At 69.0% G+C, this 21,463-nt stretch carries 19 protein-coding genes; 13 read left to right on the top strand and 6 right to left on the bottom strand.

The genetic code is table 11. From position 1 onward, the window contains the following. The first annotated feature begins 92 nt into the window (after positions 1-92). The 9 genes from ABD156_RS01890 to ABD156_RS01930 all read left to right on the top strand — a co-directional run bounded on the left by ABD156_RS01890 (position 93) and on the right by ABD156_RS01930 (position 11,004). Entirely contained in the window at positions 93-2,090 is a 1,998-nt protein-coding gene (locus ABD156_RS01890) for a hypothetical protein (RefSeq protein ID WP_344265307.1), read from the top strand. Beyond that, entirely contained in the window at positions 2,087-3,559 is a 1,473-nt protein-coding gene (locus ABD156_RS01895; protein WP_344265310.1) for a type 1 periplasmic-binding domain-containing protein, read from the top strand. The genes ABD156_RS01890 and ABD156_RS01895 overlap by 4 nt, the downstream gene beginning before the upstream one ends. Positions 3,560-3,614: 55 nt before the next feature. Further along, positions 3,615-4,301, top strand: a complete 687-nt coding sequence (locus ABD156_RS01900; protein WP_344265313.1) for an HAD family hydrolase — start codon at positions 3,615-3,617, stop codon at positions 4,299-4,301. Between the two features lie 43 nt (positions 4,302-4,344). Further along, positions 4,345-5,730, top strand: a complete 1,386-nt coding sequence (gene cysS, locus ABD156_RS01905) for a cysteine--tRNA ligase (protein ID WP_344265316.1) — start codon at positions 4,345-4,347, stop codon at positions 5,728-5,730. Between the two features lie 31 nt (positions 5,731-5,761). Continuing rightward, the gene (gene rlmB, locus ABD156_RS01910) at positions 5,762-6,718 is read left to right on the top strand and encodes a 23S rRNA (guanosine(2251)-2'-O)-methyltransferase RlmB (protein WP_344265319.1); all 957 of its coding nucleotides are present in this window, start codon (positions 5,762-5,764) and stop codon (positions 6,716-6,718) included. Positions 6,719-6,754: 36 nt separating this feature from the next. After that, complete coding sequence (locus ABD156_RS01915) at positions 6,755-7,426, top strand: TetR/AcrR family transcriptional regulator (RefSeq protein ID WP_344265322.1); 672 nt, start codon at positions 6,755-6,757, stop codon at positions 7,424-7,426. A gap of 678 nt (positions 7,427-8,104) precedes the next feature. Next, positions 8,105-9,538 carry an MBOAT family O-acyltransferase gene (locus ABD156_RS01920; RefSeq protein ID WP_344265325.1) on the top strand — a complete coding sequence of 478 codons (1,434 nt, stop codon included), beginning with the start codon at positions 8,105-8,107 and terminating at the stop codon, positions 9,536-9,538. An 86-nt stretch (positions 9,539-9,624) separates the two neighbouring features. Beyond that, on the top strand, positions 9,625-9,990 hold the full coding sequence (locus ABD156_RS01925) for a hypothetical protein (RefSeq protein WP_101437200.1): 366 nt from the start codon (positions 9,625-9,627) through the stop codon (positions 9,988-9,990). 36 nt (positions 9,991-10,026) lie between these two features. Beyond that, on the top strand, positions 10,027-11,004 hold the full coding sequence (locus ABD156_RS01930) for a hypothetical protein (protein WP_344265335.1): 978 nt from the start codon (positions 10,027-10,029) through the stop codon (positions 11,002-11,004). 4 nt (positions 11,005-11,008) lie between these two features. Here ABD156_RS01930 and ABD156_RS01935 read toward each other — a convergent pair whose 3' ends face one another. The 6 genes from ABD156_RS01935 to ABD156_RS01960 are packed head-to-tail and all read right to left on the bottom strand — an operon-like array spanning position 11,009 to position 17,026. Next, positions 11,009-11,659 carry a class II aldolase/adducin family protein gene (locus ABD156_RS01935; protein ID WP_344265338.1) on the bottom strand — a complete coding sequence of 217 codons (651 nt, stop codon included), beginning with the start codon at positions 11,657-11,659 and terminating at the stop codon, positions 11,009-11,011. Further along, complete coding sequence (locus ABD156_RS01940) at positions 11,660-13,108, bottom strand: FGGY family carbohydrate kinase (RefSeq protein WP_344265341.1); 1,449 nt, start codon at positions 13,106-13,108, stop codon at positions 11,660-11,662. It abuts the gene before it with no gap. Further along, complete coding sequence (locus tag ABD156_RS01945) at positions 13,105-14,145, bottom strand: 2-hydroxyacid dehydrogenase (protein ID WP_344265344.1); 1,041 nt, start codon at positions 14,143-14,145, stop codon at positions 13,105-13,107. The genes ABD156_RS01940 and ABD156_RS01945 overlap by 4 nt, the downstream gene beginning before the upstream one ends. Positions 14,146-14,198: 53 nt before the next feature. Next, the gene (locus ABD156_RS01950; RefSeq protein WP_067576815.1) at positions 14,199-14,654 is read right to left on the bottom strand and encodes a ribose-5-phosphate isomerase; all 456 of its coding nucleotides are present in this window, start codon (positions 14,652-14,654) and stop codon (positions 14,199-14,201) included. Further along, the gene (locus ABD156_RS01955; protein ID WP_344265353.1) at positions 14,654-16,339 is read right to left on the bottom strand and encodes a dihydroxyacetone kinase family protein; all 1,686 of its coding nucleotides are present in this window, start codon (positions 16,337-16,339) and stop codon (positions 14,654-14,656) included. The genes ABD156_RS01950 and ABD156_RS01955 overlap by 1 nt, the downstream gene beginning before the upstream one ends. A gap of 3 nt (positions 16,340-16,342) precedes the next feature. Continuing rightward, the gene (locus tag ABD156_RS01960) at positions 16,343-17,026 is read right to left on the bottom strand and encodes an HAD family hydrolase (protein WP_344265356.1); all 684 of its coding nucleotides are present in this window, start codon (positions 17,024-17,026) and stop codon (positions 16,343-16,345) included. A 104-nt stretch (positions 17,027-17,130) separates the two neighbouring features. Here ABD156_RS01960 and ABD156_RS01965 point away from each other — a divergent pair, with 104 nt between their 5' ends. From ABD156_RS01965 to ABD156_RS01980, 4 genes are all read left to right on the top strand, one after another. Next, positions 17,131-17,742, top strand: coding sequence for a histidine phosphatase family protein (locus ABD156_RS01965; protein ID WP_344265359.1), 612 nt, complete (start codon positions 17,131-17,133; stop codon positions 17,740-17,742). A 7-nt stretch (positions 17,743-17,749) separates the two neighbouring features. Continuing rightward, on the top strand, positions 17,750-18,544 hold the full coding sequence (locus ABD156_RS01970) for a DeoR/GlpR family DNA-binding transcription regulator (protein WP_344265361.1): 795 nt from the start codon (positions 17,750-17,752) through the stop codon (positions 18,542-18,544). A 76-nt stretch (positions 18,545-18,620) separates the two neighbouring features. After that, the gene (locus ABD156_RS01975; RefSeq protein ID WP_344265364.1) at positions 18,621-19,952 is read left to right on the top strand and encodes an MFS transporter; all 1,332 of its coding nucleotides are present in this window, start codon (positions 18,621-18,623) and stop codon (positions 19,950-19,952) included. Beyond that, a complete protein-coding gene (locus tag ABD156_RS01980) occupies positions 19,949-21,388 on the top strand; it encodes an FGGY-family carbohydrate kinase (RefSeq protein ID WP_344265367.1) in 1,440 nt (479 codons plus the stop codon). Before ABD156_RS01975 ends, ABD156_RS01980 begins: the two co-directional genes overlap by 4 nt. Positions 21,389-21,463: the final 75 nt, after the last annotated feature.

A 21,463-nucleotide genomic window follows, 5' to 3' on the forward strand; every position in this document is an offset into this window, starting at 1 on the left:
CTAACTTCTGCGCGGCTACCGGCGGCTCATTATAGTTATTCCGCGACGTTTGCGGCGGCAGGGAGCGGGGCCGCCCGGGCCAAAGGGGGACGATGCCCGTCGATGCGCATCGCTTGTCCGGAGTACGTTCGATCACCGGAAGGCTGGTCGAAGAACTGCTGAGCCGTCCGGGAGGACAGAGCAGACCACTGCCGATCGCGGTGGCGCTAGGCGTGCGCGGCTCCGGGAAGTCGGCGCTGCTGGAGGAATTGCGCACCCGCTGCGAGGACATCCCGCACGCGCTCGTCGATTTCGAGCGACGCGACTGGGAGCAGATTCAACCGAGGGAACTGCTGGGCCACTTGGCTTTCGATCTCGGCAGGCAATGGCGGCAATTCGGCCGTATCGCGTTTCCCCGGCTGTGGCTATGCATGCTCGTGCTCAGCGCGCCGGTCGAACTCGGCGACCGCAGGGCCGCGCTGCGCAAGCTCCGGGACCTGATCGCGAAAAACCAGCCGCTGGAACGCAATCGCGACGCGATCGTGGACGTCGTCAAGCTCGTCGGCGGGGTCACCTCCGGCAACAGCCTTCCCGGCTGGAACGAGGCGACCGAACTGCTGCTGCGCGGGCTCAGCTGGTACGACCGGCGGCGGCTGATGGGCAAGGTCAAGGCCATGCCGACCGGGCACGGCAATCACCAGGACTTCCTGATCGAGATCGCCAAGCACGCGCACGGCGACGAGGACGACCGGGCGGCGGTCGACGCGATCATCTGCGACGCGTTCCTCGCCGATCTGCGCCGCGCGTACTCCGGTCTCTCCGGCACCCGCCGGACGATGAATTGCCTGGTATTGCTGGACAATGCGCACACGAAGGGCGGGCAGGACTTCCTGCGCGCGCTCGCCGAATCGCGCAGGCACACGCCGGACGAGGCGGATCCGCTGGTGGTGATCGCGACGAGCCGGACGTGGAATCCGGACTGGGGCGAAAGCTGGTCGATGGTCACCGCGCATCCCGCCAGCGACCGGGAAATCCGCCGGAACCCGGAGCATCGGACGAGCGGTCTCGAATGGCCGGTGCCGCGGCTGCCCGCGCACGTGGAGACCGATTGGATCCCTGGCCAGCCGGACAACCGCTGGTCTCCCTGGTACCTGCTGGAGCTCGGCGCGCTTTCCAGCGGCGACGTCGTCGATGTCGCCGCCGCGCACGACGTGCACCCGACGTCGCGGCTGCCGCGATTCCTGTCCCGGCTCACCGACGGACATCCCGGCGCGGTGCGGGAAGTACTGCACACTGTCGCCGCGCGCTACGAGCCGGCCAACCCGAACACATTGCGGGAAGCCTTGTACACCAAGGTAACCGCGGAAGACGGCAGCGATTCCACTTTGCTCGCCGAGATGTGCGACTACCTGCTGCAGGATTTTTCCACCGCGAGCCGCCAGGAACTCGTCACCGCGAGCGCCGCGGTCGACGTGGAAATGCTGTTCCACAAGGAAATTCTCGATCTGCGCAACCCGATGGGCGAGGGTCCGCTGTTCAAGCAGCTCGCCGACCAGCTGTGGCTGCGGGCGGATCCGGACGATCCGTCGCGCTACGTCCTGCACCCGTGGCTGCGCCGGTTGCTGCTGCGGAAGCTGGCCACGCGCGCCGACGATCACCCGTTGAGCTGGGAGAAGGTGCACACCCGCTGCCGCGATTTCTACGAGAAGAACGGCCGGGTCGCCGCCGCGCGCTACCACGATCTGGCGCTCGAAAACGTCGACGCGGTGGTCACGCATCTGTGCAAGCCGCTCGCCGCCGCGCACGCCGAGTTCGACGTGCCGACCGCGGAGGCGTGGCTCGCCGAACTGGACACGATCACCGCCGCGCCCAACCGCCTGGTCGAGAACGCGGATCCGTACACGCAGGTGCAGCAGCACGTCGGGGAATGGGAAGGCGAACTGGAGACCACCGTGGCGTGGCTGGTCGTTTCGCTGTGGCTGGCGCGCGATCCGCTCGGTGACCCGGGCGGCACCCTCAACGCCACGATCGAGAGCGGATTCCACCATCTGGCCCAGGGCCGGGGACGAGGATCGATGCTGCTGCACGAGCGAGCGGAGCGCTACCGATGACGCAACGGATCAAGCCGCCGCGGCCGACCTGGGCGAAGTGGCTGTGGGGCGGCGGCGCGGCGCTGCTGGTCGCGGTCATCGTCGTCGCGGCGTTCGTCGTGGTCCCGGCGATCAGCGAGGCGAATCGCACGTGCGGCGCCGGCGTCGAGGAGCGCGGTGAGAATTCCGAATGCATCGGCACGACTGACGGCGAATTCGTGTTCTCGCCCGACCTCGCTGATGTGGAAAACAGAATTCATCAGGAAAATACCGAAACCGTCGGCTCCGGCAAACCGTACGTGACGATCGCGGTGCTGCTGCCGATGACGCTCACCGACCACGACATTCTTTCCCGCGAATGGGTGCGGCATCAGCTCGAAGGAGCGTATGTCGCACAGCACCGGGCCAACAAAACGCAGTCGTGGGGCAGCGTGCCGCTCATCCGGCTGCTGCTCGCGAACCCCGGCAGCCAGCTCAAACAGTGGGAGCCGGTGGTCGACGACCTGATCGGCCGCACCGGAGCGGACCGGATCGTGGGCGTGACCGGGATCGGGCTGAGCCTCGACACCGCGCGGGGCGCCATCCAGAAACTGTCCGACCACCGCGTCCCGGTCGTCGCCTCGCACCTGGCCGCCGACGAGTTCTCGCAGATCCCCGGGTTCCTGCGGGTGTCCCCGACCAGCTCGACCTACGGCAGTTCGATGGCCGGCTACGTGAAGCCGACCGCGCACACCGCCACCGTCGTGCAGGACCAGAACCCCGGCGACCTGTACCCGAAGACGCTGGCCACGGCGTTCACCAAGACGTTCGCCGACGCCACGCACCGGATCGTCGGGCGCACCGAGTCCTACGACTCCAGCCTGCCCGGGATCGAGAACACGTTCCTGCAGATGATGCCCAACATCTGCGGCGACAACCCGGACGTCGTCTACTTCGCCGGCCGCGAGGACCACCTGAAGTCGTTCGTCGCGCAGCTCGCCCAGCGGCCGTGTCTCGACAAGCACCTGACCGTGCTGACCGGCGACCTCGCCCAGGTCGGCCCGCCCGGTCCGGAAATGCGCCGCGGCCTCCAGGCGAACGTCACCGTGCTCGCGCCCGGGCTCGCGCACCCGCAGGCCTGGCGCGACCATCCGGAGTCGTTCAACAAGGCGGCCGTCGCGAGCTTCGAAGAACCAGGGTGCGATGGCTGCTTCACCGCGGTCTTCCCCCGGGAGCGGCTGGACGACGGCATCGCGATCCTGGCGCACGACGCGCTGCTGACCGTGGTGTGGGCCATTCGGGGCATCCCGCGGGTGTCGCCGGAGCAGGTCACCGCGCAGGACGTGCTGCAGGCCAGGAACCGGCTGCACGGGCAGTCCGCGGTACCGGGAGCGAGCGGCATGATCTCGTTCGACGACCGCGGCGACCCGGTGAACAAGGCGGTGCCGATCCTGAAGGTCCGGCTCGACGCGACACCGGAGTTCGTGGAGCTGTACGTCCCGGCTGGATGAGCTGGGGACCACAAACGGGCGGCATCGCACCCGGAATGCCCGATAGGGTTGGCGCGTGGCCATCAACGCGGTGTTGTTCGATTTCTCCGGCACTCTTTTCCGGCTTGAGCAGCAGGACGGCTGGCTCGACGACGTACGCGACGACGACGGTTCGGCGCTTGACGTCGAAGCCCAGACCGAGCTGATGCGGCGGATGACCGCGCCGGTCGAGCAGTCTGTCGAACTGGACGAGGAGCACCTGCACGCCTGGCACAACCGAGACCGCGACCCGGAGCTGCACCGGAAGGTGTATCTCGAGGTCCTGCGGCTGTCCGGCGTGCCCCGGCGCGACCAGGCCGAGGCGCTGTACGCGCAGCTCATCGCGCCTGACCAGTGGACGCCGTACCCGGACACCGAGGCCGCGCTGAAGGCCGTCGCGAGCAGCGGGCGCAAGGCGGGCGTGCTGAGCAACATCGCGTTCGACATCCGGCCCGCGTTCGGCCAGCGCGGCTGGGACGCGCACGTCGCCGAATTCACCCTGTCCTTCGAGGTCGGAGCCGTGAAGCCGGAGCCGGAGATCTTCCAGACGGCCATCGAGCGGCTCGGCGTGCGCGCCGAAGAGACGCTGATGGTCGGCGACAGCGAGGAAGCCGACGGCGGCGCCCGTGCGCTGGGCTGCCAGTTCGCCCTGGTCGACCCGCTGCCCACGGCGGAACGGCCGGACGCGCTGCTAGGCGTGTTGCGGGAGCACGGCGTGCTCTGACGTCTGCGACGTCTCCCACAGTGCTCCCGGTACCCTTTACCTCGTGGCTTTGCACCTGTACGACACCGCGACCCGTGCCCCCCGGGAGTTCTCTCCCGTCCGCAGCGGAACGGCGTCGATCTACGTGTGTGGGGCCACCGTGCAGGGAGTACCGCATATCGGGCACGTCCGGGGCATGCTGAATTACGACGTGCTCCGCCGCTGGCTGCTCCACAGTGGACTGGACGTGCTGCTGGTCCGCAACGTCACCGACATCGACGACAAGATCCTCGCCAAGGCCGCCGACGCCGGACGGCCGTGGTGGGAATGGGCGGCGACGCACGAGCGTGCGTTCGAGAAGGCGTACGAGGATCTCGGCTGCCTTCCGCCGTCGGTCACGCCGCGCGCGACCGGGCACGTCACGCAGATGGTCCAGCTGATGGACCGGCTGATCGAAGCCGGGCACGCGTACGCCGTCGACGGCGACGTGTACTTCTCGGTGAAGTCGTTCCCGGAGTACGGCACGCTCTCCGGGCAGCAGCTCGACGAGGTCCAGCAGGGCGAGACGCCCACCCGCGGCAAGCGTGATTCGCGCGACTTCACCCTGTGGAAGAGCGCGAAGCCGGGCGAGCCGTCGTGGCCCACGCCGTGGGGCGACGGGCGGCCGGGCTGGCACCTGGAGTGCTCGGCGATGGCGACCAACTACCTCGGCACCGAGTTCGACATCCACGGCGGCGGCGTCGACCTGGTGTTCCCGCACCACGAGAACGAGCGCGCGCAGTCGAACGCGGCCGGCGACGGGTTCGCCCGCTACTGGCTGCACAACGCGTGGGTGACCATGTCCGGCGAAAAGATGTCGAAGTCGCTGGGCAACACGGTCGCGATCCCGGCGATGCTGGAGCGCTACCGTGCGCCCGAGCTGCGCTACTACCTGGTGCAGCCGCACTACCGGTCCACGGTCGAGTACTCCGAGGGCGCGGTTTCCGAAGCCGCGCAGGGTTACCGGCGGATCGAGGCGTTCCTGCGCCGGGCAGAGTCGGCGGGCACGGTCTCGGTGGGCGAGGTTCCGGCGGAGTTCGCCGCGGCGATGGACGACGACCTGGCGACCCCGGCCGCGTTCGCCGTGGTGCACAACACGGTCCGCGACGGTAACGCCGCCCTCGACGGCGGCGACACCACGAAGGCACTCGAATTGGCCGGCACGGTCCGCGGGATGACCGGCGTGCTCGGCATCGACCCGCTGTCGCCGGACTGGGCGGACGGCGGCTCGGACACTCCCGTCCGCGACGCGCTGGGCACGCTCGTGGAAGCCCTGCTGGCCGAACGCCAGGAGGCCCGTGCGGCGAAGGACTTCGCCCGCGCGGACGCCGCCCGCGACCGTCTCGTGGCGGCCGGGATCGCGGTGGAAGACACCCCGAACGGTCCGCAGTGGACAGTCAGGAACTCCTGACTTCCTTCGCGGCAGCAGAGATTGAGGATTCATGGCAGGCAACTCACAGCGCAAAGGTGCCATCCGCAAGACCGGCACCAAGAAGGGCGCCGTCGTCGGTTCGGGCGGGCAGCGGCGCAAGGCGCTCGAGGGCAAGGGCCCGACCCCGAAGGCCGAGGACCGGCCCGGGCACAAGGCGTACCGCGCTGCCAGCGCCGCCACCAAGCGTGACCAGGCCCGGCAGAAGAAGGCCGACCGGCCGGAGCTGATCGCCGGCCGCAACCCGGTCGTCGAGGCGCTGCGCGCGGACGTGCCGGGCACGGCGCTGTACGTCGCGCTCAACATCGACATCGACGACCGGGTCAACGAGGCCGTCCGGCTCGCGGGCGACAAGGGCATCTCGATCCTGGAGATCCCGCGCGAGGAGCTGGACCGCAAGACCAACCGCGCGATGCACCAGGGCCTCGGCCTGCAGGTGCCGCCGTTCGAGTACGCGCACCCGGACGACCTGATGGAGGCCGCGCGCGACTCGGGCAACACCCCGCTGTTCGTCGCGCTCGACGGCGTCACCGACCCGCGCAACCTGGGCGCGGTGATCCGGTCCGCCGCGGCGTTCGGCGCGCAGGGCGTGCTGCTGCCGGAACGCCGCAGCGCCGGAATGACCGCGGTCGCGTGGCGTACCAGCGCCGGCACCGCGGCGAAGCTGCCGATCGCGGTCGCCACGAACCTCACCCGCCAGCTGCGCGCGTGGGCTTCGAAGGGCCTGATGATCGTCGGCCTCGACGCGGACGGCACGGTCGACATCGACGCCCTCGACCTGGCAGCGGACCCGCTGGTCATCGTGCTCGGCTCGGAAGGCCGCGGCCTTTCCCGGCTGGTCCGCGAGACCTGCGACGCGACAGTGTCGATCCCGATGGCGGCAGGCGTGGAATCGCTGAACGCCTCGGTCGCCGCCGGCGTGCTGCTGGCCGAGGTCGCCCGCCGCCGCCGGATCGCCGGACGCGTCTGATTTCACTGGAATCACCGGCCTGTTATCGTCGATAACATGCCCGACGACGCCCGCGCCCGGATCATCGCCGCTGCCCTGGACCTGCTGTCCACCGGCGGCCCGGACGCGGTGTCGACCCGCGCGGTGAGCTCCGCGGCAGGCGTCCAGCCGCCGACGATTTATCGACTGTTCGGCGACAAAGACGGCCTGCTGGACGCCATCACCGTCCAGGGCTACGCGGACTACCTGGAAGCGAAAACGGCCCAGCCCCCCGCAGACGATCCGCTCGAGGACCTGCGGCGGGGCTGGGACCAGCACCTGGAGTTCGGCCTGGCCTACCCCGCGTTGTACCTGCTGATGACCACCCGTCCCGGTCCTTCTCCCGCGCTGGAGAAGTCGCTGGAGATCCTCTCGGCCCGAGTCAGCCGCATCGCCTCAGCCGGACGGCTCCGAGTGCCGGAAACCCTGGCGGCGGCTTTGATCCACGCTGCCGGGTCCGGGGCGACGTTGAGCCTGATCGGCACTCCGCCGGAGTCCCGCGACCTGACGGTTTCGATCGCGGCCCGAGAGGCGGTGATCGCCGCGATCAGCACGGATCGGCCGGTGTCCCGCGCCCCTGGACCGACGGCCGCGGCGACGGCTTTGCGGGCGGTGCTGCCGCAGGTGTCGGGGTTGAGCGAGGCGGAGAAGGCGTTGATGGGCGAGTGGCTGGGCCGGATCACCGACTGAGCCCGCTCGCATCTTTTCTGGCTCAGCCCTTCATCCCCCTCAGCCTCTCAGCCCTCTCGCACTGCCGTTCTCGTGCGGCTACCGGTCAGCTGCCCTAACTGCCTTATCTGTACGGCCACCGCCCTTCCGCTCCGCCGCGACATCCGCCGCGTCCCGCACTCCCGCTTCGCGCGGCCATCGATCTCCCGCACCGCCGTGCCCCACGGTCTCGCATCGCGCGGCCATCGCTCTCCCGCTCCGCCGCCCCCTCGCACTCCCGCATCGCGCAGCCAGCGCATTGCCGCTCCGCCGCCCGGGGCGCTCCCACATCGCACGCCCACCGCGTCGCCGCTGCCGCGCCCCGCACACCCCCATCGCATTGCCATTCCGCCGCACCCCACATCGCGCAGCCATCGCTCTCCCGCCCCGCCGCCCCGCACTCCCGCATCGGGTGCCCACCGCCCTTCCACACAGCCGCCCAACCACCGCCCTAGTCGCCCGCGCCCGCACCCATGGCGATTTCCCTCGGCTCCGGGCCGCAGCGCAGCTTCACCGCTCGCCCGGTTCCCCGCCGCGAAGGGCAGAATCCGCCCAAATCCGTCACCCTCGGTGATTCGTGCTGTGATCCGTCGGGCATCGCCCCGCGGAGCCACCCGCTCGGGCTAAGGTCTCCTCCGGAACCGAGGGGGTCCGTCACCGATGTCGTTCGTTTCGCCGCTGTTCTTGTGGTACTTCATGCCCGCGGTGCTGATCGCGGTCCTGGCGTGCCCGCGCAGCTGGCGCAACGGCATCGTCGCGGTCGCGAGTCTGCTGTTCTACACGATCGGCGCCGGCCCGTACCTGTTCCTGTTGCTGCTCTGCATGGCGGTGAACTTCCTCGCCGGACCGGCGCTGGAACCCAGCCCGTGGGATGTCCGGGGGAAGCGCCGGAAGCGGATCCTGATCGGCGTCATCACGCTCGACGTGCTCGTGCTCGTCATCTGGAAGTACGCCGGTTTCGCGACGCAGCAGATCGCGGCCGTCGCGCACTGGTTCGGCGGCGATCTCGGCGTCGCGAACATCGTGGTGCCGATCGGCATTTCCTTCTACACCTTCCACCACATCTCCTACGTGGTGGACATCTACCGCGGCGAGCGGCACGCGCTGCGCAATCCGGTGTCGTTCGCCGCCTACATCGCGATGTTCCCGCAGCTCGTGGCGGGTCCCATCGTGCGGTACCGGGAGATCGCCGACCAGCTTCCGCAGCGGCGTTCGCACCGGCTGGACGACATCGCCGCGGGCTTCCCGAGGTTCGCGCTGGGCCTGTGCAAGAAGTCGATCATCGCCGACTCGCTCAGCCCGATGGTCGAGGCCTGCTTCTCGACCCCGGCGAACCAGATGACGTTCACGACAGCCTGGCTCGGCGCGATCGGCTACACCCTGCAGTTGTTCTTCGACTTCTCCGGTTATTCGGACATGGCGATCGGCCTGGGCCGCATGCTCGGTTTCCGGCTGCCGGAGAACTTCGCCCGCCCGTACTCGTCGGTGACGATCACGGAGTTCTGGCGCCGCTGGCACATGTCGCTGTCGCGCTGGTTCCGCGACTACGTCTACATCCCGCTGGGCGGGAACCGTTCGGGCGCCGGAAAGACGTACCGGAACCTGTCGATCGTCTTCGTGCTGACGGGTTTCTGGCACGGCGCACAATGGACGTTCCTGATCTGGGGCTGCTATCACGGCGCGCTGCTGGTCATCGAACGCCGCTTCAACCTCGGCGACTCCCCGGCCAGCCCGGCAGCCCGCATCGCCCGCCGAGTGCTGACGCTGATCCTCGTGGTGTTCGGCTGGGTCTTCTTCCGCTCAGCCGACCTCGGCCACGCGTTGTCGATGATCGGCCACATGCTGATCCCGGACTTCGGCGGCCTGGGCGACGTCGTGGAAAGCGCGCTGACGAACCAGCGGTTGGTGATCCTGCTGCTGGCGCTGATCGTGTTCATCCTCCCGGCACACCCGGTGACCGGCCCGCTGCTGGAATCGTCCCGAAGCCGCGGAGCCACGGCGCTCCGGATCGGGGTCATGACGGTGGGCCTGGTTTATGCGGCGATCTTGGTGGCTACGGGGACTTTCAGCCCGTTCCTGTACTACCAGTTCTGATCACTGCGGGCGCTTCAGGCTTGCGCTCCGGCCAGAGCGCCGCCGAGAGTAAACTTCGCCCATTGCCTAACGGAAGGCCCGGAACGATGACCGACCCGACCGAGCCGCCGGATTTGGCCTCCACCCCGAACGTGATTCCGTACGTCGACCCGCACGACGGGCCTCGACGATTGCTCACGATCGACATTTCCACGCATATTTTCCACGCTGGCGCGTACATCCCGTTCGCGGGAATCGACGGCCGGCAGTACGTCGTTTCCTGGGGCGCGGTGTCGTTCGAGATTCCCGCTGACCGCAACGTCCATGTCAGCGTGCACCTGCAGAGCAACGGCGGGGCCGGCTACACGCCGTCGCCGTTCGCGTCGATCATTTTGTACCCGAATCCGTTGCCGCAGCGGCTGGCGACCCAGTTCGCACGGGCGGGCATGGGGGCGCTCGTCCCGCTACCGTAAGGGGACCACGGAGGGGGAATTATGGGTTATCCCGGCATGCCCGGACCAACCGCACAGGCACGCAACCTCGCTCTGGTGCTCGCGGGAGTGCTCGGTCTCAGCGAGATAGTCGTGCTGTGGGCCGAAGCCGCGACCATGATCAACCACAGTTGGACCAGCGGCGGTTACGTGCATCCGCTGCTGGCCGTGCTCAGTATCGCAGTGCTGCCCGGAGCGGCACTACTCGCGACCCGCGGTCTGCGCCCGGCGCGTTTTCTCGTGGTACCTGCGGTAGTGCAAGCGGTGGTGGCAATTGTTTCGTTGTCGCGCGTGCTCTCGCGGCACGTGCTTGCCGTCGTGGAACTTCAGACGGGGATCGCGGCCATTGTCGCCGCGCTGACGGCGATCGCGATGCTGCTGCCTCCGGTCGCCAAGATGCTCCCGGGCGCGCAACCTGCCGGCGCGGGTTACGGACCAGCGGCCTGGACGGCACCGGGAGCGCAGTTCACTCCGCAGGGATACGCCGGGCAGGTCCCGCAAGCCGGGTACGCGCCTCAGCCGGGGACGGCGTATCCGGGGCAGCCTGGGGTTCCTGCACAGTCCGGGTTTCCGCCGCCATCCGGGATTCCCGCGCAACCCGGGGTTCCGCCGCAGCCCGGGATTCCCGCGCAACCCGAGGTTCCGCCTCAGCTCGGAGGTCCTGCACAGCCCGGGTTTCCACCGCAGTCATTTCCGCTGCAGCCGGGGGTTCCGCCGCAGCCGGGGGTCGCCGCGCAACCCGGGGTTCCGCCGCAGCCCTGGACTCCGCCCCAGACTGGGTACCCGGCACCGCCCTGGCCGGAGAATCCCTTGCCCCAGAACAATTACCCGGCGCAAACCGCCCCGCCGCAGCCTGGGCACGCACCGCAGACCGGATACCCGCCCCAGCCTGGACACCCGCAACAGCCCGGCTATCCGCCCCAGCTTGGGTATCCGCAACAGCCCGAGCATCAGCCGGGCCAGGGCGGCCAGCAAGGCGGGCCGCCCTCGCACTAATCAGTCAGCGTTGGCCGTATCCCTTCAGTTTCTCCACCACATGCTCGATTTCCTCCGGCGGCAGCAGACCCGGGGTACCGGCGGAGCGGGCCAGCAGCCACACCTGGCAGACCCATTCCAATTGCTGAGCGCGGCTATACGCACTCGACAACGAGTCGCCGTAAGTGATCGTGCCATGGTTCGCCAGGAGACAGCCTCGGCGATCGGCCAAGGCCTCCAGCATGGCGTCGGCAAGCTCGGTGGTGCCGTAGGTCGAGTACGGGGCCACGCGGGCGGTGGGGCCGATGGCCGCGAGCATGTAGTGGATCGGCGGAACCTCAGTGACCAAAGTGGACACTGCGGTGGCGTGCACCGAATGCGTATGCACCACCGCGTTCACCGGCGCAGACTCCGGATCGGCGGCTCGGGTGTACACGGCCAGGTGCATCGGAAGTTCGCTCGTCGGTTTCAGGCTGCCGTCAACGGGGTTGCCGTCGAGGTCCACCACGGGGATGTCGGCGGGCGTGAGGGCGGCGTAGTCGACGCCGGTCGGGGTTACGGCGACCAGTTCGCCTGCCCGCGCGGACACGTTTCCTGACGTGCCGACGACCAAGCCGTCCGACGTCAGGCGGCGGGCGTACTCGCACACTGCGGCACGCTCGTTCTCCAGGATCATTCACAGCCTCCACAGTCCGCGCGCGGCAGACAGGGAAGCCTGGTAGTCGGCGTAACCGCGCTCGTAATCAGCCACATTTTCGGGCCGAGCCTCGACCGTTCGCGAGTTCGCGGCCCAGCGGTCCCGATCGTACGGCCTTCCCAACGCGTCCGCGGCCGTAAGCACAGCACCGCGGGCGCCGACGCCGGGATCGCTCGGGATCACGACCGGACGGCCGAGCACATCGGCGAAAATCTGCAGCCATTCGGGCGAGCGGACTCCTCCGCCGCAGGCGTAGAGCTGACCCGACAGGCCGGCTGCTTCAAAGCAATGCCGTGCGGCGTAAGCGATCGACTCGCAGAGCGCCCGCACCAGGTCGGCTCGGCCGGTTTCCAGGCTCAGCCCGGAGAATTGGGCGCGCGCTCCAGCGTCGACGAATGGCGCGCGTTCGCCGGAAACCGAAAGGAATGGCAGGGCGCGTACCCCGCGAGCGCCTGGCTTGCTGCTCGCCAGCAGCGGGTCGATTTCCTCGACGCTGATGCCCAGCAACTCGCAGGCCCAATCGATGCCCGCGGTGCCGACCATCGCGGGCATCGCGTGCAGGTACTCGTGCTCGTCGGGAGTGCACAGGAACATGCCCGCCGGTTCCGCTTCGGGGTCGAACGCGGGATCAGCGGTGAGCACCTGACAGGCGAGCGTGGTCCCGGCGGTGAGGATTCCGTCGCCCGGTTTCCGTACGCCAGCACCGATTGCGCTGGCTGGCAGGTCGAAAGGCCCTGCGGTGACGGGCAGCCCGACTGGCAGCCCGAGCAATTCGGCACCGCGCCGATCGAGCCGGAACACCGACTTCGCCGGGGCTGGTTTCGCGAACAAAGAACTGCGATGCCCCAGCCCACAGGCCTCGATCGCGCCGTCGTCATAGCTGCGCGTGGCCGGGTTCAGGAACGGCAACGACGCATCCGAAACATCGACCGTGATCTCGCCGGTAAGCCGCTGCAACACCGCGTCCACGCAGTATCCGGCCACCGCGGCGCGGTCGAGCACCTCGGGCTCATGAGTGTCCAAATAGGACATGATGGCCGCGGTGCAGCCGGGGAACATGCCGGAACCGGTGCGGCGGAAGACTTCCGCCGTCACGCCGTCGGCCTGCCATTTCGCGAGCACCGTGTTCGCCCGGCCGTCGAGCCACGAGATGGCTGGGTGCACCGCGGCACCAGTCTCGTCGCGGAGCCAGAGGCCGTCGCCCTGTCCGGTCAACGCCAACGCGGACACCGGCTCAAGCAGCGCGGCCGCGACCTCGCGCACCACCGTCGCGACCGTGCCGACGACCTGGTCGAGATCCTGCTCGACCCGGCCGCCCGGAAGGTGGTGCACCTCGGACGGCGTGCACGCGCTCGCGATGGAGCTGCCGTCCTCGTCGAACACCACGGCCTTGGTGAGCGACGTCCCGATGTCGACCCCGACAATCACGGCCGTCGCTCCAGCACCTCGGGATTCGCAAGGTTGGCGAGCTGCTCGCCGCGTGCGTACCGGCCGACCTCCGCCGCGACGATCGCGGCCGCGCGCTCGGCGGTCTGCCTGCTCGCACCGGCGAGGTGTGGGGTCGCGATCACGTTGGGCGCGTCGCGCAGCGCCCAGTCCGCCGGCGGCGGCTCGACGTCGTAGACGTCCAGCGCGAGCGCGCCGAGCCGGCCGGAACGCAGAGCCTCGGGCAGCGGCGCGTAGTCGAGCAGGCCGCCGCGGGCGGTGTTCACGAGGACCGCGCCCTCCGGCAGGAGGTCGAGTTTGCTCGCGTTGATGAGGTGCCGGGTTTCCTCGGTGAGCCGCGCGTGCAGGCTCACGACGCGGCTCTGCCGGAGCAGCTCATCCAGCTCGACAAGCTGTGCGCCATCGGCCTCGACCGCGTCCCGGTCGGCGTAGGGGTCAGCCACCAGTACGTTCGCCCCGAACGCGACGAGCACCTTGGTGACCCTGGACCCGATCGCGCCGTATCCGACGAGGCCGACGGTGGTGCCGCCCAGTTCGAGCCCGGCCTGGTCGTAGGCGTAGTAGTCGCCGCGCCAGGTGCCGGCGAGCAGCTCGGCCGAGGACGTCGAGATCCGCCGCATCGCGGCGAGGATCATGCCGACCGCGAACTCGGCCGCCGCGCCCGCGTTGCGACCCGGCGCGTAGGTGACGGCGACACCGGCCTCGGTGGCGGCAGTGAGGTCGACGTTCACCGGCCCGCCCCGGCACACCGACACGAGCTTGAGCGCCGGCGCGGCGGCGAAGACCTTCTTGGTGAACGGAGCCATCTGCGTGACGACGGCCTCGGCACCGGCGAGTGCCTCGATCACCTGGTCCTCGGTACCGCTGGCCTCCAGCACGTTGCCGACCGGCCCGAACGGCTCGACCGGCCACGGCAGCGTCAGCTCGGCGACCTCGTGGTCGCCGCCGAGTTCCGCGCGGACGGCTCCGGCCAGCAGGCCGGGGCTGACGAAGTGGTCTCCCGCAGCGAGAATGTGCAACTCTGCTCCCTCACTCGCTCTGTGCCGATTGTGCGCCACGACGGACGCCTTGGTCAGTGGGCGTTCTCGTATTCGGTGATGTGCGCGACCTTGGTCGCGCTGGCCGACGCCGGGTCGAAGCGGTACCCGACCCATTCGGCCACGATCTTCTTCGCCACCTCGGGGCCGATCGCGCGCGCTCCGAAGGTGATCACCTGGCAGTCGTTCGATTTGATCGACCGCTCGGCGGAGTACGAATCGTGCGCGACCGTCGCCCGCACGCCAGGCACCTTGTTCGCCGAAATCGCCATGCCGATGCCGGTGCCGCACACGAGGACGCCGCGGTCTGCTTCGCCGCGAGCGATCGCTTCCGCCGCGGCCAGCCCCAGCAACGGGTACGCCCGGTCGTCCGCCGCGTCCGGCACGCCGAGGTCGGTCACCTCGGTGACTCGTTCATCGGCTTGAAGCAGGTCGCGCAGCTGATTCTTCAGTTCGACCCCGGCGTTGTCCGCCGCCACCACGATGCGCATCAGTCAGCGCTCCTTTCCAGCTCCTCGCCGACAGCCGTGACCAGCAGCGAGAACGACACCGCACCCGGATCCGAATGACCCTCGCTCCGTTGCGCGAGCCGCGCCGCGCGTCCCTTCGCCGGACGCAAATGCGCGGTCTCCCGCGCGGCTACGACCGCCGCTTCGGCGGCTTTCCGCCATGCCTGCACTACCTCCGAGCCCACCTGCTCTCGCAGCGTGGCCCGGAACGGCTCGATCGCGTCGAGCATCGTCTTGTCCCCCGGTTCGGCCTTGCCCAGCTCGCAGAACGCCCGAACCGCACCGTCGACCGCGTCGGCAAGCATTGCCGTGGTGATGTCGTCGGCGGCCACGCCGCTGAGACCGGCTCCGGTTTCGGCCAGCAGCACGCCGTACAACGCGCCCGAGGCACCGCCAGCCGCATCGGCGAACGCGGTGCCGGCAGCCAGCAGCGCACCGGAAACCGTGTCCGGCTCGCGTCGCGCGGCGGCGACCGCGGCGCGCATTCCGCGAGTCATGCCGAGCCCGTGGTCGCCGTCCGCGGCCACCGCGTCGAGCCGGCCCAGCTCGGCTTCGTTCTCCTCGATGCTGCGCAAAGCCGCGGTGAGCACCCGGTCGACGACGCTGGTTCCCGGAGCCTCCGCGGTCAGCAGTTCGTCCACTGTGGACTCAAGCTCGACCGTGGCCAGTTCGGCGCCGCTGGTGCGATAGCCCGGGGTGTCGCACGGCGCGGCGTACAACTCGGCCAATTCGTCGTCCAGCACCAGGATCGACAGCGAAACTCCGGCCATGTCGAGCGACGTGACGAACTCCCCGACCTCGGAGTGCACGGGGCTGAGCCCGGCCTGGGCGAGCCGTTCGTGCACGCGGGTGTACGTGACGAACATTTCCTCGTATTTGGTGCGGCCGAGCCCGTTCACCAGCACGACCACCCGGCCGTCGCCCTCGGGCAGCTCCGGCAGGAGCCCGTCGACCAGTTCGTCCGCCAGCTCCGCCGCGGACAACCTGCCGACCGTGCGCACGCCTGGCTCGCCGTGAATTCCGAGGCCCAGCTCCATTTCCTGGTCCGCGACGGTGAACAGGGGCGCCTCCGCGCCGGGCAGCGTGCAGCCGCCGAACGCGACGCCGAACGTCCGCGTGCGAGCGTTCGCCTTCGCCGCGACCTCGTGCACCGCGTCGAGGCCGTAACCGCGTTCCGCCGCCGCGCCCGCGATCTTGAAGACCAGAAAATCGCCCGCTACGCCGCGACGGCGCTCCGGTTCAGTCGCCGGGCCGCTCGCGATGTCGTCGGTGACCAGGATGGTGCGGCTCGGGATGCCTTCCGCCGCCAGCCTGCGGGCGGCGAGTCCGAAGTGGAGCACGTCGCCTTGGTAATTGCCGAAACCGAAGAGGACGCCAGCGCCGTTGTCCGCCGCCCGCGCCGTGCGGTAGACCTGCTCCGCGCTCGGGCTCGTGAACACGTCTCCGACCACCGCGCCGTCCGCCAGCCCAGGTCCGACGAGACCGGCGAACGCCGGGTAGTGCCCGCATCCGCCGCCGATCACGACCGCGACCTTCGGGCTCGCCGGAGCCTCGCGGCGGACGACGCCGTAGGCATCCGGCACCTTCTGGACTGTGCGGCCGTACGCGGTGACGAACCCGTCCAGCCACTGCCGCTTGAACGTGTCCGGGGAACCCAAGGTGGTCATCGTTCAGTCCTTCGCAGCCACCGGCTCGCCGGCCAGATAGGCCAGGAGCTTCAGTCGGACGTCGTCATTGCTCGCGGCCACCGCGCTGGCCAGCTCCAGCGCGTCCGGCTTCGGCGGGTACGTCGGGTTGGGCAGCGCGATCACCGTGAGCCCGGCCGCGGCCGCCGCCCGGATGCCGTTGCTCGAGTCCTCGACCCCGAGACATTCGCTTCCCGATTTGCCGAGCCGGGCCGCCGCCTCCAGGTACACGTCCGGATTCGGCTTGCCCCGCGCGACCTCGGCGCTGGACACCGTCGCGGTGAACTCGCCGGTGAGCTGGTGCTTCTCCAGCACCGCGTCGATCACCCGGCGGGCGGCCGACGACGCGAGCGCGACCGGGACCCGCTCGCTGACCTCGCGCACCATCGCGCCCGCGCCGGGAAGCAACGGCGCTTCGCCCGCGTCGATCGAGGCGATCATGCCGTCGACCACCGCGCGTTCCACCTCGTCCGCCTGGTCCGGCACTCCGCACCGGCGCGCGAGATAGCCGGCCCATTCGGGCGCGCTCATGCCTTGTACCTGGGCCGTGTCTTCCGCCGTCCACTCGACCTGGTGGCGAGCGGCGAAAGCGACCCAGTTCTCCTCCCAGAGGTGTTCACTTTCCACCAGGACACCGTCGAGGTCGAACACCACCGCGTCGAGCGTCATCCACCAGATCCCTTCAGAGAGCGAGCCCGTTTCACACGAGCAATGTTAAGTTAACAGCGACATTGAGAAGTTCGCAAGGGTGTTCACACGCAAGGAGGGCACGAGTGGGAGCACGGCTGCTGCTGGCCAGGCACGGGCAGACCGAATGGCACGCGGAGAACCGCTACGCGGGCACCAGCGAGGTGGCGCTGACCGAGGAGGGGATCCGCCAGGCCGACGCGCTGGCCGCGTACGCCCGCCGAGTGAAACCGGACGGGTTGTTCTGCTCGCCGCAACGACGCGCCCGGCGCACGATCGAACCGGCGGCCGAGGCGCTTGAACTGGTCCCGGAAATCGTTGCCGACCTGCGGGAAACCTATTTCGGGATCGCCGAGGGCCGCACCCGCGACGAGGTGCGCCAGACCAATCCCGAGGCGGTCGAACGCTTCCTCGCCGACCCGGTCGCCGGCGCGTTCCCGGGCGCCGACGATCCGGCCGAAGCGGCCGAGCGCGGGGCACGCGCGATCCGCGCGATTGCCGCCGCGACCAGCGGAACCGCACTGGTCGTCGCGCACAACACGCTGCTGCGGCTCACGCTGTGCCAACTGCTCGGCATCCCGTTGTCCCGCTACCGCGGCGTGTTTCCGCGCCTGGACAACGCGGCCGTCACCGAACTGGAGGTGAGCGGTGACCGAACTGCCCTGGTGCGCTTCAACCTCCCAGTGGAACCGCGATAATCACGGCATGTCGAGCGAAAAGCCTGCCGCCCACCCCCGCGAGAACCGTCAGCAGAAGCTGACCGAGCACGTGTTCCGGCAGGGTTCGGCGACCATCGGCGAGCTCGTCGACCTGCTCGGCGTCAGCATGATGACGGTGCACCGGGACATCGACGAGCTGTCCCGGCGCGGCCTGGTCCGGAAGTACCGCGGCGGCGTCTCGGCGATGCCGTCGACGGTGTTCGAGAGCAACGCCGAATACCGGATGAACGCGCACGTCGACGCCAAACGGCTGATCGCGATGCACGCGGTGGAGCAGGTCGAGCCCGGCATGTCGGTGCTGCTCGACGATTCCACGAGCGCGCTCGCACTGGCCAGGCTGCTGGTCGACGTGACTCCGCTGACCGTGGCCACGAACTACCTCGCCGCGATCGACGTCCTCAAGAACGTGCACGAGCTGCGGCTGATCTGCATCGGCGGCGACTATTCGCCCACCCACGACTCGTTCCTCGGCATGCAGAGCATCGAGTCGATCGAGCGGCTCTCGGTGGACATCGCGTTCGTGTCGACCTCGGCGATGAGCACGTCGATGAGCTTCCACCAGGAGCCCGAGATCGTGATGATCAAGCGGGCCATGCTGGCCGCCGCGCGGCACAAGGTGCTGCTGATGGACCACAGCAAGATGAAGCGCACGGCCCTGCACCGGCTCGCCCCGCTGGACGATTACGACCTGCTGATCGTGGACGAGGAGGCCGATCCGCACTACGTCGACGAGCTGCGCAGCCGGGTCGAGGTGCAGGTCGCCGAACATCCCGACAACTGATCGACTTCATAACACTCTTGCGTGCGAAGTTCACACAGTCCATGATACGTTTGATCTCGACGTCATGGAGGCGTGTATGAACGAGTCGGCAACAGCGGAGTTGCCCAAGTCGGGCTTCGGGCGCTTGCTCACGAAATGGGGGCTGCCCGCGCCCCTGTTCCTCGGGTATGTCGGACTGCTCCTGTTCATGATCGGCGACGGAGTGGAGTCCGGCTTCATCGCGCCGTACATGGCGGACAACGGCGCGGGCACGGAAATCAAGGCGTCGTACGTGATCACCGTGTACGGCATCGCCGTGATGCTGGCGTCGTGGCTGTCGGGCGCGCTGTCCGAACTGTGGGGACCACGGCGGGTGATGGTCATCGGCCTGGTCATCTGGCTGGTGTTCGACGCGCTGTTCCTGACGCTCGGCCTCGCCGGCGGGAACTACGCGGCAATGCTGATCTGCTACGGCATCCGCGGATTCGGCTATCCGATGTTCGCGTTCGGTTTCCTGGTGTGGATCACCGCGGTGGCTCCGGTCGCCCGGCTCGGCGCGGCAGTCGGCTGGTTCTACTTCGCCTTCACCGGCGGCCTGCCCACGCTCGGCGCGCTCGTCGCGAGTTTCACCAACCCGCTGTTCGGCCACTACGGCACGCTGTGGGTGGCGGTCGTGCTGCTCGGCATCGGCGGACTCGTGGCGGTGCTCGGGGTCCGGCAGCGCACGGGGTACCGCAGGCTCGCACCGCCTGACGTGAAACCCGTGCAGAGCCTGGTTTCCAGCGTGTCGATCGCGTGGAAGAAGCCGCGGGTCGGCGTCGGCATGATCGTGCGGGTCATCAACACCGCGCCCGAATTCGGCATGCTGGTGTTCTTCCCGACGATCTTCATCTCCCAAATCGGCTTCGGGGAGAGCCGCTGGCTGCTGCTGGTGTCGGTGATCTACGGGACGAACATTTTCTTCAACCTGATCTTCGGCGTGCTGAGCGACCGGATCGGCTGGCGCACCACGATTTTCTGGTTCGGCGCGATCGGCTGCGCGATCTCGATCCTGCTGCTGTACTTCGTGCCGGTCGCGATGGGCGCGCAGTACTACTGGCTCGCGCTGCTCGTCGGCGCGCTCTACGGCGCGACGCTCGCCGGGTTCGTGCCGATCTCCGCGCTGCTGCCGTCGCTGGCCCCCGAGCACAAGGGCGGCGCGATGGCTCTGCTGAACCTCGGCGCGGGTGCGGCGGCGTTCGTCGGGCCGGCGATTGTGTCGCTGTTCCTCGGGCCGGCCGGCGCCGCTGGAGTGGTCATCATCTTCGCCGCGCTGTACCTGGTGGCCGCGGTGCTGGTGCGATTCCTGAAGCTGCCTGAGGAAACCGAGAAAGCACTCGCGCACGACGGCAGCCTGCAGGATGTCGAAGAAAGGGTCAGCACGGCGTGAACGAGCAGGTCTCGGTCGGCATCGACGTCGCCACCGCGGGGGTTCGCGCCTTCGCGGTGCGCGGCGGCTCGGTCCTCGCCACCGCATCGGCGTCGCTGCCGGCGCCGGTGCGCGCGGGCGGCGGCCGCAGCGAACAGGATCCGTCGGCGTGGTGGCCCGCGGTCTGTTCGGTGCTGACCGAGGTCACTGCCGCGCTGCCCGGACGCGGCGCGGAGGTCTCGGCAGTGGCGATCGCGGCGACGTCCGGGACGATCGTCGGAGTCGATGCCGCAGGAGAACCGGTTACGCCCGCGTTGATGTACGACGACCGGCGCGGCGCGGACCACAACGCGAAGGCCGTGGAACTCGGTGCTAACCGGTGGCGGAAACTGGGTTCAGGAGTCTCGCCGACGGCGGCACTCGGCCGGATCGCGTGGCTGGCCGAGAACACCGAGGCAGCGGCCGTCCGGCACACGCCGGAGATGATCGCGGCGAAACTGACCGGACATCCGGTCGCGGCGGATTGGTCGCACGCGCTGAAGAGTGGCTACGACCCGCTGGCTGAAGAATGGCCGTCCGAGGTGTTCGCCGGATTGGGCGTGCCAGAAGGAATGCTGCCGCCGGTCGTCGCTCCGACGACCGTGCTCGGTGAGATTTCAGTGCCGATCGCTGGGTTGCCCACCGGATGTCTCGTGGTGGCGGGCATGACGGACGGATGCGCGGGACAGCTGGCCGCGGGCGCGGTCGAACCAGGCCGGTTCGTCGGGATTCTGGGGACCACTTATGTCCTGAAGGGCGTCACGGAATCACTGGTGCCGGATTCCACGGGAGTCATGTACAGCCACCGGCATCCCGACGGCTGGTGGTTGCCAGGCGGCGCGTCGAATACCGGCGGTGAGTCCGTTTCGGACAGTCCACGGCTGACGGAACTGGATGCCGCCGCTGCCGCACGCGGCCCGGCCGAAGTGGTGACGTTCCCGTTGCGGCGCAAGGGAGAACGTTTCCCCTTCGCGCATGGCGAAGCGGAGGGATTCGTCCTCGGCACTCCAGCTGACGAGGTCGAACTGCACCGGGCCCGGCTGGAAGGAGTCGCCTTCCTCGAAAGACTCGCACTGGATCATCTACGACGACTGGGCGTTTCGGTCCGCGACCCGCTCCTCGCGGCGGGCGGCGGCAGCAAGAGTCCTTTGTGGACTCGGATCCGGGCTACGGTGAGCGGCCTTGGACTGCAGGTGGCACCACAGGCAGAAACGGGGTACGGCGCGGCGCTCCTCGCGGCGGCGGGGTGCACTCCGGGTGGGCTCAGTGCGGTGTGCGCGGACATGCCGGTGGGGTCGCTCGTCGCGCCTGATCCTCGTGAGGAAGCGGCGATGCTGGCTTCGTATCAACGGTTTTGCCGGGAGCTACGGGACCGTGGCTGGATTGACGAAGAACTGTTCACAGTGGCGGTGGGGTGATGCGACTGGGGTCGTTGCGAGGCTAACCCTCGGTCTGGTCAGCCCGTCTCAGGCGGCACTCCGAAGGAGACGTGC

The organism is Amycolatopsis albidoflavus (assembly GCF_039525725.1).
GTDB classification, from domain to species: Bacteria; Actinomycetota; Actinomycetes; order Mycobacteriales; family Pseudonocardiaceae; genus Amycolatopsis; species Amycolatopsis albidoflava.